The sequence below is a fragment of the Rhodococcus sp. 14-2496-1d genome, assembly GCF_002259365.1.
GTDB lineage: Bacteria > Actinomycetota > Actinomycetes > Mycobacteriales > Mycobacteriaceae > Rhodococcoides.
Window position 1 is genome coordinate 44748 of record NZ_NPFV01000007.1, and the last position, 18360, is coordinate 63107.

Annotated in this window: 17 protein-coding genes; 6 read left to right on the forward strand and 11 right to left on the reverse strand. The window is 66.0% G+C overall.

Translation table 11 applies throughout. The features are described 5' to 3' along the window. Nucleotide 1: 1 nt before the first annotated feature. On the reverse strand, nucleotides 2–3487 hold the full coding sequence (locus CH296_RS04400; RefSeq protein WP_094684112.1) for a non-ribosomal peptide synthetase: 3486 nt from the start codon (nucleotides 3485–3487) through the stop codon (nucleotides 2–4). A gap of 198 nt (nucleotides 3488–3685) precedes the next feature. Here CH296_RS04400 and CH296_RS04405 point away from each other — a divergent pair, with 198 nt between their 5' ends. Further along, nucleotides 3686–4807 (forward strand): ABC transporter substrate-binding protein, encoded by a 1122-nt coding sequence (locus CH296_RS04405; RefSeq protein ID WP_094684113.1) that lies wholly within the window; start codon nucleotides 3686–3688, stop codon nucleotides 4805–4807. Here the strand turns inward: CH296_RS04405 and CH296_RS04410 are convergent. The 3 genes from CH296_RS04410 to CH296_RS29295 are packed head-to-tail and all read right to left on the reverse strand — an operon-like array spanning nucleotide 4794 to nucleotide 6277. Then, complete coding sequence (locus CH296_RS04410; protein WP_045196704.1) at nucleotides 4794–5219, reverse strand: HIT family protein; 426 nt, start codon at nucleotides 5217–5219, stop codon at nucleotides 4794–4796. The two genes, CH296_RS04405 and CH296_RS04410, sit on opposite strands and share 14 nt — an antisense overlap. A gap of 11 nt (nucleotides 5220–5230) precedes the next feature. Next, on the reverse strand, nucleotides 5231–5815 hold the full coding sequence (locus CH296_RS29290; protein WP_218830240.1) for a serine/threonine-protein kinase: 585 nt from the start codon (nucleotides 5813–5815) through the stop codon (nucleotides 5231–5233). Nucleotides 5816–5821: 6 nt separating this feature from the next. Then, the gene (locus CH296_RS29295) at nucleotides 5822–6277 is read right to left on the reverse strand and encodes a hypothetical protein (protein WP_218830241.1); all 456 of its coding nucleotides are present in this window, start codon (nucleotides 6275–6277) and stop codon (nucleotides 5822–5824) included. 96 nt (nucleotides 6278–6373) lie between these two features. Between CH296_RS29295 and CH296_RS04420 the strand changes: the two genes are divergently transcribed. Continuing rightward, on the forward strand, nucleotides 6374–7165 hold the full coding sequence (locus tag CH296_RS04420) for an HAD-IIA family hydrolase (RefSeq protein WP_094684114.1): 792 nt from the start codon (nucleotides 6374–6376) through the stop codon (nucleotides 7163–7165). Here the strand turns inward: CH296_RS04420 and purB are convergent, their stop codons facing one another. Beyond that, on the reverse strand, nucleotides 7166–8584 hold the full coding sequence (gene purB, locus CH296_RS04425) for an adenylosuccinate lyase (protein WP_045200318.1): 1419 nt from the start codon (nucleotides 8582–8584) through the stop codon (nucleotides 7166–7168). A gap of 158 nt (nucleotides 8585–8742) precedes the next feature. Here purB and CH296_RS04430 point away from each other — a divergent pair, with 158 nt between their 5' ends. Together CH296_RS04430 and CH296_RS28805 are read left to right on the forward strand one after the other, a co-directional pair. Next, nucleotides 8743–9393 (forward strand): DsbA family protein, encoded by a 651-nt coding sequence (locus CH296_RS04430; RefSeq protein ID WP_094684115.1) that lies wholly within the window; start codon nucleotides 8743–8745, stop codon nucleotides 9391–9393. Then, on the forward strand, nucleotides 9390–9530 hold the full coding sequence (locus tag CH296_RS28805) for a hypothetical protein (protein ID WP_179277626.1): 141 nt from the start codon (nucleotides 9390–9392) through the stop codon (nucleotides 9528–9530). Before CH296_RS04430 ends, CH296_RS28805 begins: the two co-directional genes overlap by 4 nt. Before the next feature lie 3 nt (nucleotides 9531–9533). Here the strand turns inward: CH296_RS28805 and CH296_RS04435 are convergent, their stop codons facing one another. Then, nucleotides 9534–10172, reverse strand: a complete 639-nt coding sequence (locus CH296_RS04435; protein WP_045196709.1) for a TetR/AcrR family transcriptional regulator — start codon at nucleotides 10170–10172, stop codon at nucleotides 9534–9536. A 49-nt stretch (nucleotides 10173–10221) separates the two neighbouring features. On the opposite strand from CH296_RS04435, the gene CH296_RS04440 reads away from it, so the two are divergent. After that, complete coding sequence (locus CH296_RS04440; RefSeq protein ID WP_094684116.1) at nucleotides 10222–11253, forward strand: low specificity L-threonine aldolase; 1032 nt, start codon at nucleotides 10222–10224, stop codon at nucleotides 11251–11253. A gap of 65 nt (nucleotides 11254–11318) precedes the next feature. On the opposite strand, the gene CH296_RS04445 is transcribed toward CH296_RS04440, so the two are convergent. The 4 genes from CH296_RS04445 to CH296_RS04460 all read right to left on the reverse strand — a co-directional run bounded on the left by CH296_RS04445 (nucleotide 11319) and on the right by CH296_RS04460 (nucleotide 17279). Continuing rightward, nucleotides 11319–12467, reverse strand: a complete 1149-nt coding sequence (locus CH296_RS04445) for a pyridoxal phosphate-dependent aminotransferase (protein WP_094684117.1) — start codon at nucleotides 12465–12467, stop codon at nucleotides 11319–11321. Between the two features lie 178 nt (nucleotides 12468–12645). Next, complete coding sequence (purD, locus tag CH296_RS04450) at nucleotides 12646–13896, reverse strand: phosphoribosylamine--glycine ligase (RefSeq protein ID WP_094645746.1); 1251 nt, start codon at nucleotides 13894–13896, stop codon at nucleotides 12646–12648. Nucleotides 13897–13974: 78 nt separating this feature from the next. Next, entirely contained in the window at nucleotides 13975–16029 is a 2055-nt protein-coding gene (locus tag CH296_RS04455; protein ID WP_094684118.1) for a glycosyltransferase family 39 protein, read from the reverse strand. Beyond that, nucleotides 16026–17279, reverse strand: a complete 1254-nt coding sequence (locus tag CH296_RS04460; RefSeq protein ID WP_032395953.1) for a bifunctional glycosyltransferase family 2/GtrA family protein — start codon at nucleotides 17277–17279, stop codon at nucleotides 16026–16028. The genes CH296_RS04455 and CH296_RS04460 overlap by 4 nt, the downstream gene beginning before the upstream one ends. Nucleotides 17280–17393: 114 nt before the next feature. Here CH296_RS04460 and CH296_RS04465 point away from each other — a divergent pair, with 114 nt between their 5' ends. Continuing rightward, nucleotides 17394–17819: an HIT family protein gene (locus CH296_RS04465; RefSeq protein WP_094656532.1), complete on the forward strand. Its 426-nt coding sequence runs from the start codon at nucleotides 17394–17396 to the stop codon at nucleotides 17817–17819. Between the two features lie 10 nt (nucleotides 17820–17829). Here the strand turns inward: CH296_RS04465 and CH296_RS04470 are convergent, their stop codons facing one another. After that, nucleotides 17830–18354, reverse strand: coding sequence for a helix-turn-helix domain-containing protein (locus tag CH296_RS04470; protein WP_094684119.1), 525 nt, complete (start codon nucleotides 18352–18354; stop codon nucleotides 17830–17832). Nucleotides 18355–18360 lie beyond the last annotated feature (6 nt).

Sequence of the window (18360 nt, forward strand, 5' to 3'; positions counted from 1 at the left end):
TTCAGGGGGTGTGCTGGTGGTCGAGTGCGGCCAGCAGTTGGTCCTCCGTCATGGATTCGATCGATACGTAGATCTCTGCGGTCGCCTCCAGCAGTTCGGCGTCACCTTCGGCTGCGATCATCGACTCCGCCAGACCCGACACGGTCGGCGCGGAGAACAGCATCCTCACCGTGACGGAGGTGATGTCGAAAGCCGCGCGGATTCGAGCGACGATGGTGGTCGCGAGCACGGAGTCGCCGCCCAGCGCGAACAGGGTGTCGGTGACTCCCACCTCCTCGGCACCGAGCACGCTCTGCCAGATCAGGGCGAGTGCACCCTCGAGTCGAGTTCGAGGCGCGACACGAGCCCTGACCCGCTCGGTATCACCTGCCGCCCGGCACAGTCGGACGATTTCCGCCGAATCGATCTTCCCGTTGACGGTCAGCGGCAGGGCCCGCAGTGCCACCATCCGGTCCGGCACCATGTGGGCAGGCAAACGGTCGGCAACCCTGGCGGTGATGCCCGCGACGGTCTCGTCGGAATCCGCGTCGGAATCGCCGAGCACCACCGCTGCCATCACCACCGCAGCGCCCGAGCGATCGACAACTGCCGCGGCGGCGGCTACGTCGGGATCGCCGACCAGGACCGACTCGATCTCTCCCAGCTCGATGCGAAACCCGTTGATCTTGATCTGATTGTCGACGCGGCCGATGAATTCCACCATCGAGTCCGTGCCGTAGCGAACCAGATCGCCGGTGCGGTACCAGCGATATCCCTCGACCTCGACGAAGCGTTCGCTCGTGCGCTCGGGGTCGTCCAGGTAACCGTCGGCCAATCCTGTTCCTGCCACCCACAGCTCGCCGGGCACCCAGTCCGGCACCGGATACCCGCGCGCATCGACGACCCGCAACGCCATCGAACGCAGCGGCAGTCCGAACGGCACCGTACGCCAGTGCGGATCGACCTCGACGACCTCGCAGATGCTGTTGTGGATGGCCGTTTCGGTTGCGCCGCCGAGTCCGGCGAATCGGCATTCCGGAACGGCTGCCCTCAGTCGGCGGTAGAGATCGACACCGACCTTGTCGCCGCCGAGCATGACGACCTGCAGCGAGTCACCCAGATCCTCACCGGCGGAGAGGATCATGTCCAGCAGCGGCGGTACGCAGCTGATCACCGTGACTCGATGCGCACGAATCAGAGCGGCCCACCGCTGCGGATCCTTGCGCTCGTGCTCCTGGACGAGCACGGCGCTGCCGCCGGCGGCGAACACCGAGAACAGGTCGAACGTGCAGAGGTCGAAATCCAACTCGGACAGGCACAACGGGCGGTAGCGCTCGTCCAGCGCGAATCGGTCGACCAGGTCGCCGATCGTGTTCATCGCCGCACGATGCGACACGACCACACCCTTGGGCTCCCCCGTCGAACCGGAGGTGAAGATCATGTACGCGGGAGCGGTGTCGGGTCCGAGATGTGGGGCGGGCAGAGCGTCACCGAGGACCGCGTCGGACACCGCGAGGCCGTCGCCACCCGATCCTCCGATCGTCACCGCGAACCCTGCTTTTCGCGCGATCAGTGCAGCGCGACTCGCCGGTTGGTCGACGCCGATCGGGACGTACACCCCGCCCGCGGCGAGCACACCGAGAACGGCGACCACTTGATCGGGCCCCTTCGGCAGCGTCACCCCTACGGTGTCGCCCACTGCCACATCTCGATCCTTCAGTGTCGCAGCCACTCTCAGCGCTCGGTCACACAGATCGCCGTACGTCATCGACTCGTTCTCGCCCCACTCGAGCGCCACCGCATCGGGATTCTGCGACGCGCGATCGAAGAAGGCGCGGTGCAGGGACTCGTTCCCGACTGCCTGCGACGCGTCCGTTCGGGGTACATCGGCCGACGGAGTTCGTGAGACCAGCTGACGCGGCGGAACCAGCCGACCCACCGGTTCCGCCCACACGGTGTCACCGTCGACGACGAGTCCGCGAACCAGCGCCTCGAAAGCGTCGAACATCGCCTCGGAAACCCCTGGTAGGAACTCGTTCTCACGAATGTCCCAGTTGACCAGCACGCCGCCGTCGAGCTCGGTGATCTGGGCGTCCAGTACGACCTGCGGTCCCTGCGACATGATCCACACCGGGTCCCCGAAAATCTCCCGCGCGCGGGCGTCGAACAACTCGCCCAACCCGAGCGCACTGGTGAAGACCACGGGCGCGAGTACCGGTTCTCCCCGACGACGGCCGAGGTCACGGAGAACCTCGACTCCGGAGTAGTCGACGTGCGAGGCATCCTCGTGCAGTCGAGCCCTCAGTTGCCGGGACCGCTCGGCGAACGACAGGTTCTCGCTCAGATCGACGTCCAGCATGACCGAGGACGAGAAGTCGCCGACGAGATCACCGACAGCGGGGTGCGTCGGGGCGCGGTCGAACATCGGAACGTTGAGCAGAAATCGCTGCTCACGTGACCAGGCCCCGACCACCTCGGCGAACGCCGCTGCCACCGCTACCGCCGGGGTGACGCCATGTGCGCGAGCCCGCGACTGCAAGAGCGAATAGTTCTGCGAATCGAGGTGAAACGACCGCCTGGTCGCCGACGGAGATCCCGAATGATGTTCCAGCAGAGGAAGAGTGGGCGCACCGGGCAGAGCGTCGAGTCGATCGGTCCAGTATCGCTGTGCCTGCGCTCGCGCCTCGCGGCGATCCTGCGGGCGGTCGGCGAGGTAGCGCGCATAGCTGTAATCGACGGTGGGAAGCACCTGTCCGTCGTATGCCTTGGCCAGATCTGCGACCAGGATTCTGAAGCTGACGGCGTCGCCCGCAATCATGTCCATGTCGAGATGCAGTCGCGTTCGACCGTGCGGGAGCAACGACAGATCGGCCGAGAACACCTCTCCGGCTTCGATGTCGAGCATCTGGTGCGTCAGGCGTTGACGAGTTCGTTCCAGCTCGTCCGTTGCGTCGTCCTCGCTCCGCAGATCGTGCACCGTCAACCCGCGCCACCCTGGCGTGGACTCGATCACCTGCTGTCCGTTGTCGGTGATCCGAGCCCGCAGCATGTCGTGCCTGCGGGCCACGGCTTCGAGTGCTACGCGCAGTCGATCGGGATCGACTGCGCTGCCGTCGAACTCGGTGTAAAGGTGCGGCGAGACGCCACCGAACCGCTGCTCAGCGCTGCGGCCGATCCAGTAGGCATGCTGCAGTACAGCGAGATCGAAGCTGTCCGCGTCGAGCGTGCGCGCGGCCGGTATCGCCTCGGGGGCGGGAGTCCGGGGTGCCGGTTCGTCTGCGGCACCGACCAATTCGCACCACGCCGATATCGTCGGCTGCGCCGCGAGATCGGCGAACGTCACCGCACTGCCCTGTTTGCGAAACCTACCGACCAACCGCATCAGCACGATCGATTCCAGCCCCAACTGGAACAGGTTCGCATCGACCGGCACAGCGTCGGGCTCGGAGCCGATCAGCTCTGCGACCGACGTTCGCAGTTCGTCGAGCCCTGTTCCCTGCTGATCCATTCGGTGCATCCCCTTCGATCGGCTGCTGTGCGTCGTACCGGTCGCGGCCAGGAGGTTTGCCACCCCAGAGGCATAAGGAAAGGCTACCCTCGCTTAGTCGACCCTCAGCAGGCTAACATCTGTCCGCCCGGAAGAGTGGTCGGACCTGCATCACCCGCCCAGGACATCGGACCGGCAGACCCACAACGGAAGTGACTCATGATTTCCCACCACAACCACAGGACGGGCCACTTCGGATCCCGACAGCACGCACTCGTCGGAGGCGTCGTGGTCCTGGTTCTTCTTGCTGCATCGGCGTGCAGCAGCAACGACACGGACCTGGAAGACCACGGCACCCAGGTCGTCGACCTGAACGCCAACCCGGCCGCGTGCAGCGAGAACGACCGCGTCGACACAGTCGATCGAAAAGAAGGACCGTTCACCTACACCGACGGCCGCGGTCGGACCATCTCGCTCGAGTCGCAACCGACCAGAATCATCGCCGACGAGGAATCCGCCGCAGCGCTGATGTCGTACGGAATCAAGCCCGTCGCCATCTGGTCGACGACGCCGATGAGCACCAGCCCCATCCTCAGCTGCTCCGACCTGTCCGGCATCGAATCGGTCGGCGAGAGCTGGGGGACATTCGATTTCGAGAAGGCTGCGAGCCTCGACCCGGATCTGGTCGTCGGTGAGTTCAACCCTCGATTCGGGCAATTCGGCAAGCTGACCACCACGGCCGATTCGTCCGAGGCCGACACCATCGATCAGCTCGCTCCCACCCTGGGAGTCACCTTGGACACGACCTCGACGGCAAAGACCATCGAGAACTACGCGGGGCTCGCGTCCTCACTCGGAGTCGACCTCGACACCCCACAACTGGCAGACATCAAGGCCGAATACGACGCTGCCGTCGCGAATTTCGAGAAGGTTACTTCCGAACGCCAGGACCTCACCGGCGTCGGAGTCTGGCCACTCGACGTCGCGTACGTACTCGATCCGTCTGCGGACCCCGACTTCGGCGACTACCAACGCTGGGGACTGAAGATGTACACCCCCGACGGTACCGACGACGGGTACTGGAAGAAGGTGTCGTGGGAGAACGTGTCGACCGTCGACGCCGACGTGGCGTTCGTCTACCACGACGTCGCCAACGCTGCCGACGTGAAGCTTGCGGACATTCCCGGCCGCTACCCCGGCTTCGACGCCATCTCGGCCGTCGACAACCAGCAGATGGTGCTGTGGGACTACGGCGCCAACAAGAGCTACAGCCGGTACACCAAGACCATCGACATCTACGCCGACGCACTGTCCAAGGCGCAGAAAGTCACGGCCGAGTGAGAGCCGCGGCGATCTCGGCGGCCTGCCTGTCCAGTTCGGATCGCTGCGGCGACGACGGTCGAGCCCGCAGCCCGAAGCCGTCGCCGATCATCCGGGGGATGACGTGCAGGTGCACGTGGAAGATTTCCTGACCGGCCACCGTGCCGTCGGCGAGAAAGAAGTTGACGCCCGCGACACGCGGATTGCTCGCTCGCACAGCGGCGGCCACCTTCTGCCCCACCACGAACAGGTGCGCCCCGATCTCGGGTGGCAACTCCGCCAGTGTCCGGAACTGCTGCCGGGGCACCACCAACACATGTCCGCTGGTGAGCGGGCGAATGTCCATGAACGCAACCGCTGTCTCGTCCTCGTGGACGCGCGACGCCTCGGCCGTCCCGGCAATGATCTCGGCGAAAATCGTGTAAGGGTTCACAGTCACCGACTCTAGGGCTTTCGCTCCCTCTCGATTTCTTCCATCGGGAAAGGCGTTTCCTTGCTGTCGCTGACGAGGCGTCGATGGAAGGCATTCAGCAGGGCTGTCGGACGAACGTGGCGATCGATCAGTGCGGCGAGGTCCGACGTGACGCCATCGGGACGTGCATGTCCGATCCAAGTGTCCGGAAATTCGGCGCGTTCGGTCTCGGTGAACTTCTCGGCGATCACGCACCGAAGCAAATGCCCGGCGCAGTAGACACTGTCGTACGACAGGTGGCGGGCGAGAAACGTGGACTCGCGCATCGACAAGTCGAAGCTCGAGCTCAGGGCGAGTCCGAAATCCGCGAAGTAGAGCTGATGCCCGTCGGTCAGAATGTTGGCGAAGTGAGCATCGAAGTGGACGAGACCATGCGCACTCATGAAAGCAGTTCCGCGAGCGAGTGCGTCCTCCATCCAGAAATACATCGAATCGTCGTCGGTGTCGGAATTGTTGTGTTGCAGGGCAATCCATTCGGCGAGGGTATGTGGCACATACTCCAGGAACAGCACCACACTGTGCGTGCACTCGCCGATCGCCTTCAAACGACTCCGCACTGCAGGCTAACGCTCCCAGTAGGTCACCGCGCGTTCCACGCCTCCGAATTCGTCGACGAATCCTTCGGGTATCGAGTCCGGGAGAATCCGCCAGTGATGCATCAACGGAAATCCTGAAAAGGTCCTGCCGAGGACCCACTCGGTCGTCATGGTGTGAGCGGCGAGTTCTCGCCACGCACCGAAACCGGACGACCCCAACCCGTACTGATAGAACGTCGGGAGTCCGAAAACGTTCGCGGTCGAGAACATGTTCTGCGGCAGCATCTCGATGTCGGTCAGGGGGATTCGTTTGACGAAGACCCGGTCACCATCGAGGTCCATCGCCATCGAGCGACCGCCGATTCCTGCACCGAGCGGAGCGGCCGTTGCTACTGCCCGCGCGAGTTCTCGGTCGCTCATCGATGACAGAAGTGCACTCGCAGCCATGTGGCGGGCGCAGCGCGCGACATGGTGTGCATCCATCTCGGGCTCCTCACTGCCTACATCGGGCGCTGTCGACCCTACGTGGACGAGATGGCTGAGGCTGCAGGCGTTCGGTAACCCGACTACTGTTTGCCGATGAGCATCGGCGGGGTTCTCTTCGACATCGACGGCGTCCTGGTGTCGTCGTGGCAGGCGGTGCCAGGGGCAGCGGCCACTCTGAAGTACCTGGACAGCAAGGACATTGCGCGCGCGTTCCTGACCAATACGACGTCGAAGACGCGTGAGCAGATCGCTACGGCACTGCGCGAGGTGGGGCTGGACGTGCACTCGGACGAAATCGTCACGGCCGCGTCACTCACTGCGGACCATCTACGCGAGAACTATCCCGACGCGCGGGTGGTGCTGATCAACAACGGCAAGATCGCAGGCGACATGCCGGGAATCGAGTTCGTCGACGAGACGTCCGATGATCCCGATGTCGTGGTCGTCGGCGGCGCAGGCCCGGAGTTCACGCACGAGCGGCTCAGCCGCGTCTACGACTGGCTGTGCCGAGGCATACCCGTCGTTGCGATGCATCGATCGCTGATGTGGAGCACCGGTGCCGGGCTACGCATCGACACGGGCATGTACCTCGGCGGTATGGAGCAGGCGTCGGGGCACACCGCGAAGGCCATCGGAAAACCTGCACCACTGGGATTCCGGACGGCGTCCGAGCGAATGGGCGTCGACCCGGACGACGTCGTCATGGTCGGGGACGATCTGGACAACGACGTACTCGCCGCCCAGGTCGTCGGGATGACGGGAGTGCTCGTGCGCACCGGAAAGTTCCGTCAGGACATGCTCGATCGACGCATCACGGACGAGTTCGCGATGGAACCCGACCACGTGATCGACTCGGTCGCCGACCTGCCCGACGTCCTCTCCTGACTACAGAATCGGCGACGGCGTGTACGACGCCCCGGCCGGGAATTTCGCGATCAGCCGCTCCACTGCCGAGACGACGGCAGCGACCTGGGCGTCGGCCGCCCCGATGAAGGCCGTCTTGTCGGCCAGCGCCGCATCGAGGGCAGCGCGATCGAGGGGCAGGCGATCGTCGGCGGCCAGACGGTCGAGCAGGTCCGGTTCCAGTCCCTGCTCACGCATGGCCAGCGCCACCGCGACGGCGTGTTCCTTGATCGCCTCGTGTGCCGTTTCGCGTCCGACGCCGGCGCGCACGGCAGCCATCAGCACCTTGGTCGTCGCGAGGAACGGCAGATAGCGGTCGAGTTCCTTGGCGATGACGGCCGGGTACGCGCCGAATTCGTCGAGCACCGTCAGGAATGTCTCGATGAGTCCGTCGATGGCGAAGAAGGCGTCGGGCAGCGCCACGCGGCGCACGACGGAACAGAAGACGTCGCCCTCGTTCCACTGCGCTCCGGCGAGCTCGGCGGCCATCGAGCCGTAGCCGCGCAGCACCACCTGCAGGCCGTTGACGCGTTCGCACGAGCGAGTGTTCATCTTGTGCGGCATCGCCGACGAGCCGACCTGTCCCGCCTGGAAGCCCTCGGTGACGAGTTCGTGGCCCGCCATCAGGCGAACGGTGTGGGCGAACGAGGACGGTCCGGCACCGATCTGAACCAGCGCGGAGACGACCTCGTGGTCGAGCGAACGGGGGTAGACCTGGCCGACACTGGTGAGCGTGTGCCGGAAACCGAGGTGGTCGGCGACGATGCGTTCGAGCGCAACGAGCTTGGCGGAGTCACCGCCGAAGAGATCGAGCATGTCCTGCGAGGTGCCCATCGGCCCCTTGATTCCGCGGAGCGGATAACGAGCGATCAGCTCCTGCACCCGGGCCAGAGCCAGCAGCAGCTCGTCCGCCGCGGACGCGAAACGCTTGCCCAGCGTCGTGGCCTGAGCTGCGACGTTGTGGCTACGGCCGGCCATCACCAGGGAGGAGTATTCGGCAGCGCGCTCGGCCAACCGTTTCGCGACGGCGACACCGTGCGCGTGCACGTGTTCGAGTGAACGCAGAATCTGCAGCTGCTCGACGTTCTCGGTGAGGTCGCGGCTGGTGAGCCCCTTGTGGATGTGCTCGTGGCCGGCGAGGGCGTTGAACTCCTCGATGCGGGCCTTGACGTCGTGGCGGGTGACGCGCTCACGCTCGGCGATGGACGCGAGGTCCACCTGGTCGACGACGGCTTCGTAGTCGGCAATCGCAGCGTTGGGTACGTCGACTCCCAGGGAGGACTGCGCGCGCAGCACAGCGATCCACAGTTGGCGTTCCAGGGCGATCTTGTGCTCCGGAGACCACAGCTCCACCAGTTCGGGACTCGCGTAACGGGTGGCCAGGACATTCGGGATGCTCACGAGCACCCAGCTTACGTGGCGCAGTTGTCGGCCTCGGAAGACGACCGCACTCTTTCGTAGAGGACTGCACCACCGACCGCCCGCGTTCGTGCACGCGTCTCGTTCGCCCGTCGACGCCGCGTGGAATAACCGCAGCGCATTCCGCTGTTGGAGGCGTCGTGAGCCGAACAGTGAAGGTCGACATCTGGTCCGATGTCGCATGCCCGTGGTGCTTCGTCGGTAAGCGCCGTTTCGAGGCAGGCGCCGCGGAATTCACCGCCGACGGCGGGACGCTCGAGGTGGAGTTCCACTCGTTCGAGCTGGCACCCGACACACCGGTCGACTTCGACGGCAGCGAGGTCGACTTTCTCGTCTCCCACAAAGGCATGCCGGCCGCCCAGGTCACGCAGATGTTGGGGCAGATGACCGAGCTGGCCGCAGGCGAGGGACTCGCGTACGACTTCGACGCCCTGCAGCACACCAACACAGTCAAGGCGCACGAGCTGCTGCATTTCGCCAAGTCGAAGGGCAAGCAGATCGAGATGAAGGAGCGCCTGCTGGCGGCCTACTTCGAGGAGGGTCGCCACGTCGGCCGCACCGATGACCTCGCCGACCTGGCCGCGGAGGTCGGCCTCGACCGTGTCGAGGTGGTCGAGGCGCTGAAGTCCGAGGAATTCCTGCCGGCGGTGCGCGCGGACAAGGAGCAGGCCATCGCCTACGGAATCAGCGGTGTGCCGTTCTTCGTGATCGACGGACGGTTCGGTGTGTCCGGCGCGCAGGACCCGTCGGTGTTCGCCGACGTCCTGCAGAAGGCCGCTGCAGGCTCATGAGCGGTCCTCTGGAGATCGTCGGCGACGACCACGGCCCCGTCTGCACGGACGGCGTGTGCGAGGTGCCACCGATCCACGACGCAGACTCCGGCGAGACCGACCGGGCCGAGTCGGGGCCGAACATCTCGGCTCGGTAGCAGTCAGTCCGCCGGCACCTGTTCCGCCGGTGCAACGATGTCGATGACGGCCAGCAACATGCTTCGGGCCATGTGGCGGGGGTCGGGGTCCACTTCGCTGAGCGCGCCCACCACGGCTCCGTCCACCACCGCCACGAGTCGTCGAAGCTGCTCTTCCTGCACGGTTCGACCCGACCGGCGCAGGACGTCGGTGAGCAGGTCGTCGATCTGGGCGCGTAGGCGCAGCTGAACCTCTCGCAGCTCGGGATGGCGTGCCGAGGCGATGAAGCGTTCGTATCTCGCGATCAGCTGCTCGTGTCCGTCCTGGGGTCCGATCAGCAGGTCGACGATGAGGTCGACCGTCGACTCCATTTCGTTCGAGCACTTGCCCTCGTCCTCGATGCGGCCGCGCATCACATCGATCTCACGGGTGCCCACGACGTCGACCGCCGCGGCCACCAGGTCTCCGAGGGACTCGAAATAGTAGGTGGTCGACGCAAGAGGGAGCCCGGCTCGTGCGGCCACGGAACGGTGCCGCACCGCGTCGAATCCGCCTTCGACGAGAAGGTCCGCAGCGGCCGACGCCAGTGCCTGCCGGCGGCGCACCCCCTTCGGAGTCGCACCCGACACCTTGTGCTGCGACTCGGTCGGACCTGCGGACATTCAAGTCATCGTGCCAGCTCGAGGCCGTTCGTCGGACTGCTTTCGCGCTATGGAATTGTCAGTATTCGTGGCACATCGAACGATCGACCTCCGCTCCGACACCATCACCCGACCCGATTCGGTCATGCGAAAAGCCATGGCCGACGCCGAAGTGGGCGACGACGTCCTCGATCACGATCCGACGATGGCGGCACTGGAAGAAGCCGTCGCAGGTCTGCTCGGATTCGAGGCGGCACTGTGGGTGCCGTCGGGGTCGATGGGCAACATCATCGCGCTGATGCTGCATCTGCAGCGCGGCGATCGATTCCTGGCACCCGAGCACGCCCATGTGCTGGGGTCCGAGCTCGGTACCGCCGCATGGTTGGCGGGCGGAATGCCCGACGCCCTCCCCCACGACGGTGGGCCCGGCCGTCCCCTCGCGTCGACGGTGCGCGCGAAAGCGGGCGGCGACGGACCGTACTTCGCGCTGCGGACCACGCTGCTGTCGCTCGAGAACACCCACAATTTCGCAGGCGGTACCGCGTTCGGACCGGACGAGTGGTCGGATCTCGTTGCCGCCGGACGTGATTGCGGGCTGAAGGTGCACCTCGACGGCGCGCGACTGTGGAATGCCGCGGTGGCTCTGGATGTTCCGATCGCCTCGCTCGCTGCCGGTGCGGACACGGTGCAGGTGTGCCTGAGCAAGGGCCTCGGCGCGCCGGTCGGTTCGATGTTGGTCTCGGATTCCGCGAGGATTCACGAGGCTCGGCGTGTACGAAAGATGTTGGGCGGCGGCGTCCGTCAGGGCGGCGTCCTGGCTGCGGCCGGGCTCGTGGCGTTGGATCGGATCGGTGATCTGGCCGTCGATCACGCCAACGCGTCGACCCTCGCGTCCGGTTTGCGCGAGCGTGGTTGGGAGGTGACCGAGCCGGAGACGAACATCGTGCTCGCAACGGTTCCCGATCCGGCATCGACGGTCACCGAGTTGGCCGAGTCGGGTATCGCCGCGGTGACCGTCGCGGGCAAGGTGCGTTTCGTGACCCACCGCGACGTCGATGCCGCCGATATCGCCGAGGCGCTGGAGCGGCTGCGCCGCATGTGAGCCCCGTGCCGTCCCGTCGTTCCGCAGGCTCCCCTCCTGCCTCGTAACCTGCTACGAGGTAACACTCACATGCGACGAAGGCGCTCCAACGCCTCCTCCACGTCGGCCGTGGTGCCTGCGAACGAGAATCGCACGGTGTGGTTCCCGCGTACGGTGTCGAAATCGATGCCCGGCGCCAAAGCGACCCCGGTCTCGGACAGCACTCGCGCACACCAACTCCGCGAATCGTCGGTCAGGTGCGCGATGTCGGCGTACACGTAGAAGGCACCATCGGCCGGTGCGAGGTCGGTGATCCCCATGGCCGGCAAACCGTCGAGCAGAATGCGGCGGTTGACGGCGTAGCGCTCGACATGTGAATCCAGCTCGATGCGGGACTCCTCGGTGAACGCCGCGATGGCGGCAACCTGGGAGATCGCCGGTGGGCAGACCGTCATGTTCGACGCCAATCGTTCGACGGCTCTGCGCAAACGCGTCGGCAGCAGCATCCAGCCCAGCCGCCATCCGGTCATCGAGAAGTACTTCGACACCGATCCGATGGCGACGGATTCCTTGGAGGTCTCCCAGGCGCTGGACGTCCGCGCGTCCCCGTAGGCGATGCCGTGGTAGATCTCGTCCGAGATCAGCAGAGTTCCGTGCTCGTCGCACCAGCGCGCGATCGCGGCGAGCTCGTCGGGGTCGATGATCGTGCCGGTGGGGTTGGCCGGGCTCGCGATGATGAGCCCGGCGGGCGGCTCGGGCAGTTCCTCGAGCATGGCGACGGTCGGTTGGAACCGCGTCTCGTCGACGCAATCCAGTTCGACGACGCGACAGCCCAACGCCGCCAACGTGTTTCGGTACGCGGGATAACCCGGCCTGGCCATGACGACCGTGTCCCCCGCGTCGAACGCAGCGAGGAACAGCAACGTGAATGCGCCCGACGACCCGGTCGTGATCACCACGTCGTCGGCGTCGACGGAGATGCCGTACCGCGCGCTGTGGTACTCGGCAATCGCGCGACGCAGCGGCAGAATGCCCAGCGTCTCGGTGTATCCGAGCAGCTGCGCGTCCAGGGCCTCGCGGGTGGCGCGCAGTACCGGCTCGGGCGCTCGCGTCGAGGGCTGACCTGCAGCAAGCGAGAGAACGTCGCCGTGAGTGCGCGCCCGCTCGGCCGCCGCGGCGAACACATCCATCACGTGGAACGGCTCGACCATCGATCGCTGGGATTCACTGTGCATTGTTTCGACCCTACTTATCCCGGGACGCTCGGTACCTCACGCCTTCGCAAACGCGCGCGCATGTGCCATGTGCGCGCAAAATCGCGTCGTTTCGGAGGCGATTCCGCTCGCATCCGACAAATGCGCGCGCGTTTGCCCCCGACGACCGGCCTCGACGAACCCGGCCGACGCAGCGCACCTACAGCGAGATGCGACCCTCCACCGCAGCCAGGCCGATGTCGGTGCGGAAGTGACTGCCCGGCAATCGGATTCCCGCGATACGGGAGTATGCGTCGTCGCGGGCGGCGGTGAGGTCGAATCCGGTGCCGACCACGCTCAGCACGCGTCCGCCCGCGGAGACGACTGCGCCGTCCTTCACCGCGGTTCCTGCGTGCAGGACGCCTTCCCCGTCGGAGCCGAGGATCTCGTCACCGGTCCGCGGGCGACCGGGGTAGTTCTCGGCGGCGATGACGACGGTGACGGCCGCACCGTCCTTCCAGCGCAACGGCGGCAGTGAGGCAAGCGTGCCGGTCGCCGTCGCGTTCAGCACCTCACCGAGAGGGGAATCGAGAAGCGCCAGCACCGCCTGGGTCTCGGGATCACCGAAGCGGCAGTTGAATTCGACGACCGCCGGGCCGTCGGCACCCATCGCCAGACCGGCGTACAGCAGACCGGAGAACGGCACGCCACGCTGCACCATCTCGGCGGCAACGGGTTTCACCACATCACGGACGATCTCCTCGACTGCGCCCTCGGGCAACCACGGCAGCGGGGTGTATGCGCCCATGCCGCCGGTGTTGGGTCCGGTGTCGCCGTCGCCGACGCGTTTGTGGTCCTGCGCCGGCAGCAGAGGCACCACGGTCTCACCGTCGACGAGGCAGAACAGGGACACCTCGGGTCCGTCGAGGAACGATTCGAGCAGCACCGGGTGGCCGTTCTCGAGGAGTTCGGCAGCGTGATCGCGCGCGACGAGGCGGTCGGTGGTGACGACAACCCCCTTGCCTGCGGCCAGGCCGTCGTCCTTGACCACCCAGTTGGGGCCGAAGCGGTCGAGGGCTGCGTCGAGCAGGGCGGGTGAGTCGACGATTTCGCTGTGCGCGGTGCGGACACCTGCTGCTGCCATCACGTCCTTGGCGAAGGCCTTGGATCCCTCGATGCGAGCGGCGTCGGCGGACGGTCCGAATGCGGCGATGCCTGCCTCGCGGAGTGCGTCGGCCACACCGAGGACCAGGGGCACCTCCGGTCCGATGACGACCAGGTCGGCGTCGAGTTTCTTCGCCAGCGCGGTCACCGCCTCACCGGAAGCGACGTCGACCACGTGCTGCTCGGCGAGCTTCGCGGTGCCTGCGTTGCCGGGAGCCACGAACAGCTTCTCGACCGACGGATCGGCCTTCAACGCAAGTAGAAGGGCGTGCTCACGAGCACCGGAACCAATGACTAGTACGCGCACAGTGCATCAGACTATCTGCTCGACGCGAAAGCGCCCCGCACCTGTCATGGTGCGGGGCTCTTTCGTGGTGGTTCGGTGTTACTGCGTGAGGTCGTAGAACGTCACGTTGTCGACCGTGGTGGCGGTGAAGTTCTCGGTGACCCAGGCGGAGATCTCCGCCGAGGTACCCGACTCCATTCCCGGCATCCCTCCGCCGCCGATGAAGTAGTGGATCTGCCCCTCGGCGACGTACTGCTGGAACTCGGCGAGAGTCGGGGACGGGTCGGTGCCGTTGAACCCGCCGACGGGCATGACGGGCTCCTCGGTGGCCAATTGATAGCCGGCCGCCGTGTTGGCTCCGATGGCCGCTGCCACCCAGGTGTAGGAGTCGGCGTCCTGCTCGAGCATCTCGGTGATCGCGGTGGTCGGCTTGCTGCCCTCGAGAAGACCGCCCATTGCGCCGCCCATGCCGCCCATCTCGGCGCCACCTGGCATCTGGCCGGGAGCACCGGCCTGTCCCGGGAATCCCGCCGGTGGCTGCATCCCGGCCGGTAGCTGGACGCCTGCCGGCAACTGCATTCCGCCCGGCATACCGCCCTGACCGCGACGGCCCTCGCCCATACCGCCGAACCCGCGCATACCGGTGTTCGGGCCGGCCGAGACGATGGCACCGGTGTGCGGAGTACCGATCGTGTCGACCGCGTACGCCGTCGGCCCGGCGAGACCGGCGAACATCACCGCCAGGATCGACGCCGCCGCCAGCCTGCCCCGGGTCAGCGCGGGTACGAGCAGCGTCACGACGGCCACAACTCCGACCACGAGAATCGCCCACTTCAACCACGGCACGAAACTCTCACTGCGGCGCAACAACACCCACGCCATCGCCACGGTGGACGCCACGGCGGCGGCCATCGCGATGCGTACCCAGTACGTGTCGCGTCGACGCCACAGCACCACGCTGCCGATGCCGATCAGTGCGGCGACGGCAGGTGCGAGAGCAACGGTGTAGTACGCGTGGAAGATTCCGGCCATGAAACTGAACGTCAGCCCCGTCACGAGCAACCACGATCCCCACACGATCAGCGACGCACGCTGCCCGTCGGTTCGAGGTGCTCTGCCGCGCAACACGAGTCCGACCACGGACAGGATCAACGCGGCCGGGAGAAGCCAGGCGATCTGGCCGCCCTGGGAGGCGTCGAACATGCGGAGGATGCCGGTCTCTCCCCAGATACCACCGGGCATGCCCCCGGGCATTCCCCCGGCCATGTCGGCACCCATACCCCCGCCCATACCGCCGCGGCCGGGGGTGACACTTCCGGTTTCGTCACCGCTGAGCCGACCGAATCCGTTGTAGCCGAGCGTGAGTTCGAGGATCGAATTGTTCTGCGAACCGCCGACCCACGGCCGCGACGACGCCGGCCAGAATTCCACGATCAGAATCCACCATCCGGCCGAGACGATCATCGCGCCGAGTGCACCGAACAACTGCATCAGCCGGGTGAGAAACTTCGGCGGTCCGGCGATCAGGTAGGTCAACGCCAGCGGCGGTACGACGAGCATCACCTGGAGCTGCTTGGTGAGGAAGCCGAATCCGACGAACATGCCGGTGATCAACAGCCACTTGGTCTTTCCGGTCTCGACGCCGCGCAGCAGTGCCCACACCGATGCGATCATCAGCAGCACGAGCAGCGCGTCGGGATTGTTGAACCGGAACATCAGTGCGGCGACCGGAGTCACGGCCAGCACCAGGCCCGCGAGCAGACCGGCCGCGCCGCCGAAGCGACGCTTGACGGTGGCGCGCAGCAGGGCCACCGAGGCGACTCCGAGGAGCGCCTGCGGCACCAGCATCGCCCAGGTGTTGAGGCCGAAGATGCGCACCGACAACGACATCAACCACAGCGACATCGGGGGCTTGTCGACGGTGATCGAGTTGGCGGCGTCGGAGGATCCGAAGAAGAAGGCCTTCCACGACACCGAACCCGCCTGCACCGCAGCGGAATAGAAGGAGTTGGCCCAACCCGAGGCACCGAGTCCCCAGATGTAGGCGACGCCGGTGCCGACCAGCAACGCGACCAGACCGATCCACTCCCATCGCGGGGAGGTGACGGGCGCGGCCGAGGCGTCCGCGGCGGGGCGTTCGATCGTCGTCGTCACAGATTCTTCTCCGAACCGGCGGACTGCGAATCGGACGACGTGGAGCTACGGAAGACCCACCGCAGTGCGACGAATCGGCACACCGTGGCAACGAGATTGGCGACGATGAGGACGGCGAGTTCGACGTGCCGGGACACATCGGGCACCCAGGCATGCAGTACCGCGAGCGATCCGCTGGTGACGAGCAGAGCGAAACCGAAGATCGCCAGTCCCTGCAGTTGATGCTTGCCTGCGCCGTCCGATCCGCGGACGCCGAAGGTGAAGGCGCGGTTGGCCGCGGTGTTGAGTACCGCGGTGATCAGTAGTCCGAAGAAGTTCGCGGCCTGCGCGCCGATCAACGAGTGCAGCACCAGGTACAGCAACGCGTAGGCGACGGTGCTGGCGATGCCGATGATGCCGAATCGCACCATCTGGCTGATCATTCCGTGCGGTACTCCGGGCACGAGCGGCTCCCGTCCCAGGCTTCGACGCAGTTCGGCGACCGGCAGTACGCCGGTGGCCAGGGCGCGGCCGACGCGCCAGCATCCCTGCAGGTCCTTGACGGCGGTGTCGACGATGTTGACGCTGCTGTTCGGGTCGTCGACCCAGTCGACGGGCACCTCGTGGATACGCAGGCCGACTTTCTCTGCGATGACGAGCAATTCGGTGTCGAAGAACCATCCGGTGTCCTCGACGAGCGGCAACAGCTGTCGGGCGACGTCGGTGCGCATGGCCTTGAAACCGCACTGCGCATCCGAGAAGCGTGCGCGCAGCGACGTGCGCAGAATGAGATTGTAACTGCGCGAGATGAATTCGCGTTTCGCGCCGCGGACCACCCGGGACGATCGGTTGAGTCGTGATCCGATGGCGAGGTCGGAGTGACCGGACATCAACGGCGCGATCAGCGGCATCAGAGCGTTGAGGTCGGTCGACAGGTCGACGTCCATGTAGGCCACGACATCGGCGTCCGATGCGAGCCAGACGGCTTTGAGTGCTCGTCCGCGGCCCTTCTCGTCCAGGTGATGAACCCGGACTCCTTCGATCTCGTCGGCCAGCCGATGTGCCACCGCGAGGGTGCCGTCGGTACTGGCGTTGTCGGCGATCGTGATGCGCGACCGGAACGGGATCCGGTCTTCCAGATGCTCGTGTAGACGACGAATGCACTGTTCGAGATCCGCCTCTTCGTTGTATACCGGGATGACCACCTCGAGAGTGGCCGTGGCGTTCGAGCCGGGCCGCTGGCCTGCTCGTGCGAGGGAATTCGTTGTCATGTGGACCAGAATCGGGCCCCGAGCTGGACCCACCCTGCGATGAACCTGGCAATCACCTGGGAGACGCGACCGGTGGAACGGCCCCGGTCGAATCGGGTAGGGCATCCTGTTCCCATGGCTTCCATTTTCAGCAAGATCATCGCCGGCGAAATCCCGGGACGTTTCGTCTGGCAGGACGACGACGTGGTGGCGTTTCTGACGATCGCACCGGTCACTCAGGGCCACACACTGGTGGTTCCGCGCGAGGAGATCGACCAGTGGCAGGACGTCGACGGTGCCGCGTTCGCGAAGATCACTGCCGTTGCCCAGATCATCGGCCAGGCGGTCAGGACCGCGTTCGACGCTCCCCGCGCCGGACTGCTGATCGCCGGGCTCGAAGTGCCGCACCTGCATCTGCATGTGTTTCCGGCATACGACATGGGCAACTTCGACATCTCCGGTGCCGACCCGAATCCGTCGGCGGAGTCGCAGGACGAGGCAGCGACCAAGCTGCGCGCGGCGTTGCGTGAACTCGGGCACGCGGCTCACGTCCCGGAGTGACGCACCTCGCTCACCGCAGAGGCGTGAGCAGGCGTCGACGCGTCCTCAGGTGCATCGACACCTCGTCGGATCGGGTGTCGGGGTCGTAGCCCGGGCCGATATCGGTGTCGATGTCGTGCGGACCGGGCGCGAGTCCGCATTCGGGGCAGATCCCCAACGGTCCGAGGTCGGTTCCGCAGGTCGCGTGCAGGAATAGTCGACGCTTCCCTGCGGGTTTCGCCGTCTGTTCCTCACCCCAGTAGCTCAGGGCGAACACGGCGGGCCACAGTCGTTCGAGGGCGGCGGTGGGGACGTAGTCGTCGCGTCCGCCCTCGACGGCGCGGGCTCGTCGTTCGAGCAGGCCGGCCTCGACCAGTGCGCCGAGTCGTTGCGCGAGGACCGCCTTGGAGATGTCGAGGTGGACCTGGAAATCACCGAAGCGTCGGACCCCGAAGAAGCAATCGCGCACGATGAGCATCGTCCATCGCTCGCCGACGAGTTCGAGGGCACGGGCCAGGGAGCAGTCCTGGCGGGCGTAGTCGATTCCGAGTGCCATGACGCG

Coding starts and splice junctions, on each gene's coding strand:
- CH296_RS04435 (WP_045196709.1), bottom strand. CDS start 10,172: ATGTCCGCAGGTCCGACCGAGTCGCAGCACAAGGTGTCGGGTGCGACT.
- CH296_RS04405 (WP_094684113.1), top strand. CDS start 3,686: ATGATTTCCCACCACAACCACAGGACGGGCCACTTCGGATCCCGACAG.
- CH296_RS28805 (WP_179277626.1), top strand. CDS start 9,390: ATGAGCGGTCCTCTGGAGATCGTCGGCGACGACCACGGCCCCGTCTGC.
- CH296_RS04445 (WP_094684117.1), bottom strand. CDS start 12,467: ATGCACAGTGAATCCCAGCGATCGATGGTCGAGCCGTTCCACGTGATG.
- CH296_RS04465 (WP_094656532.1), top strand. CDS start 17,394: ATGGCTTCCATTTTCAGCAAGATCATCGCCGGCGAAATCCCGGGACGT.
- CH296_RS29295 (WP_218830241.1), bottom strand. CDS start 6,277: ATGGATGCACACCATGTCGCGCGCTGCGCCCGCCACATGGCTGCGAGT.
- CH296_RS04440 (WP_094684116.1), top strand. CDS start 10,222: ATGGAATTGTCAGTATTCGTGGCACATCGAACGATCGACCTCCGCTCC.
- CH296_RS04420 (WP_094684114.1), top strand. CDS start 6,374: ATGAGCATCGGCGGGGTTCTCTTCGACATCGACGGCGTCCTGGTGTCG.
- CH296_RS04400 (WP_094684112.1), bottom strand. CDS start 3,487: ATGGATCAGCAGGGAACAGGGCTCGACGAACTGCGAACGTCGGTCGCA.
- CH296_RS04460 (WP_032395953.1), bottom strand. CDS start 17,279: ATGACAACGAATTCCCTCGCACGAGCAGGCCAGCGGCCCGGCTCGAAC.
- CH296_RS04470 (WP_094684119.1), bottom strand. CDS start 18,354: ATGGCACTCGGAATCGACTACGCCCGCCAGGACTGCTCCCTGGCCCGT.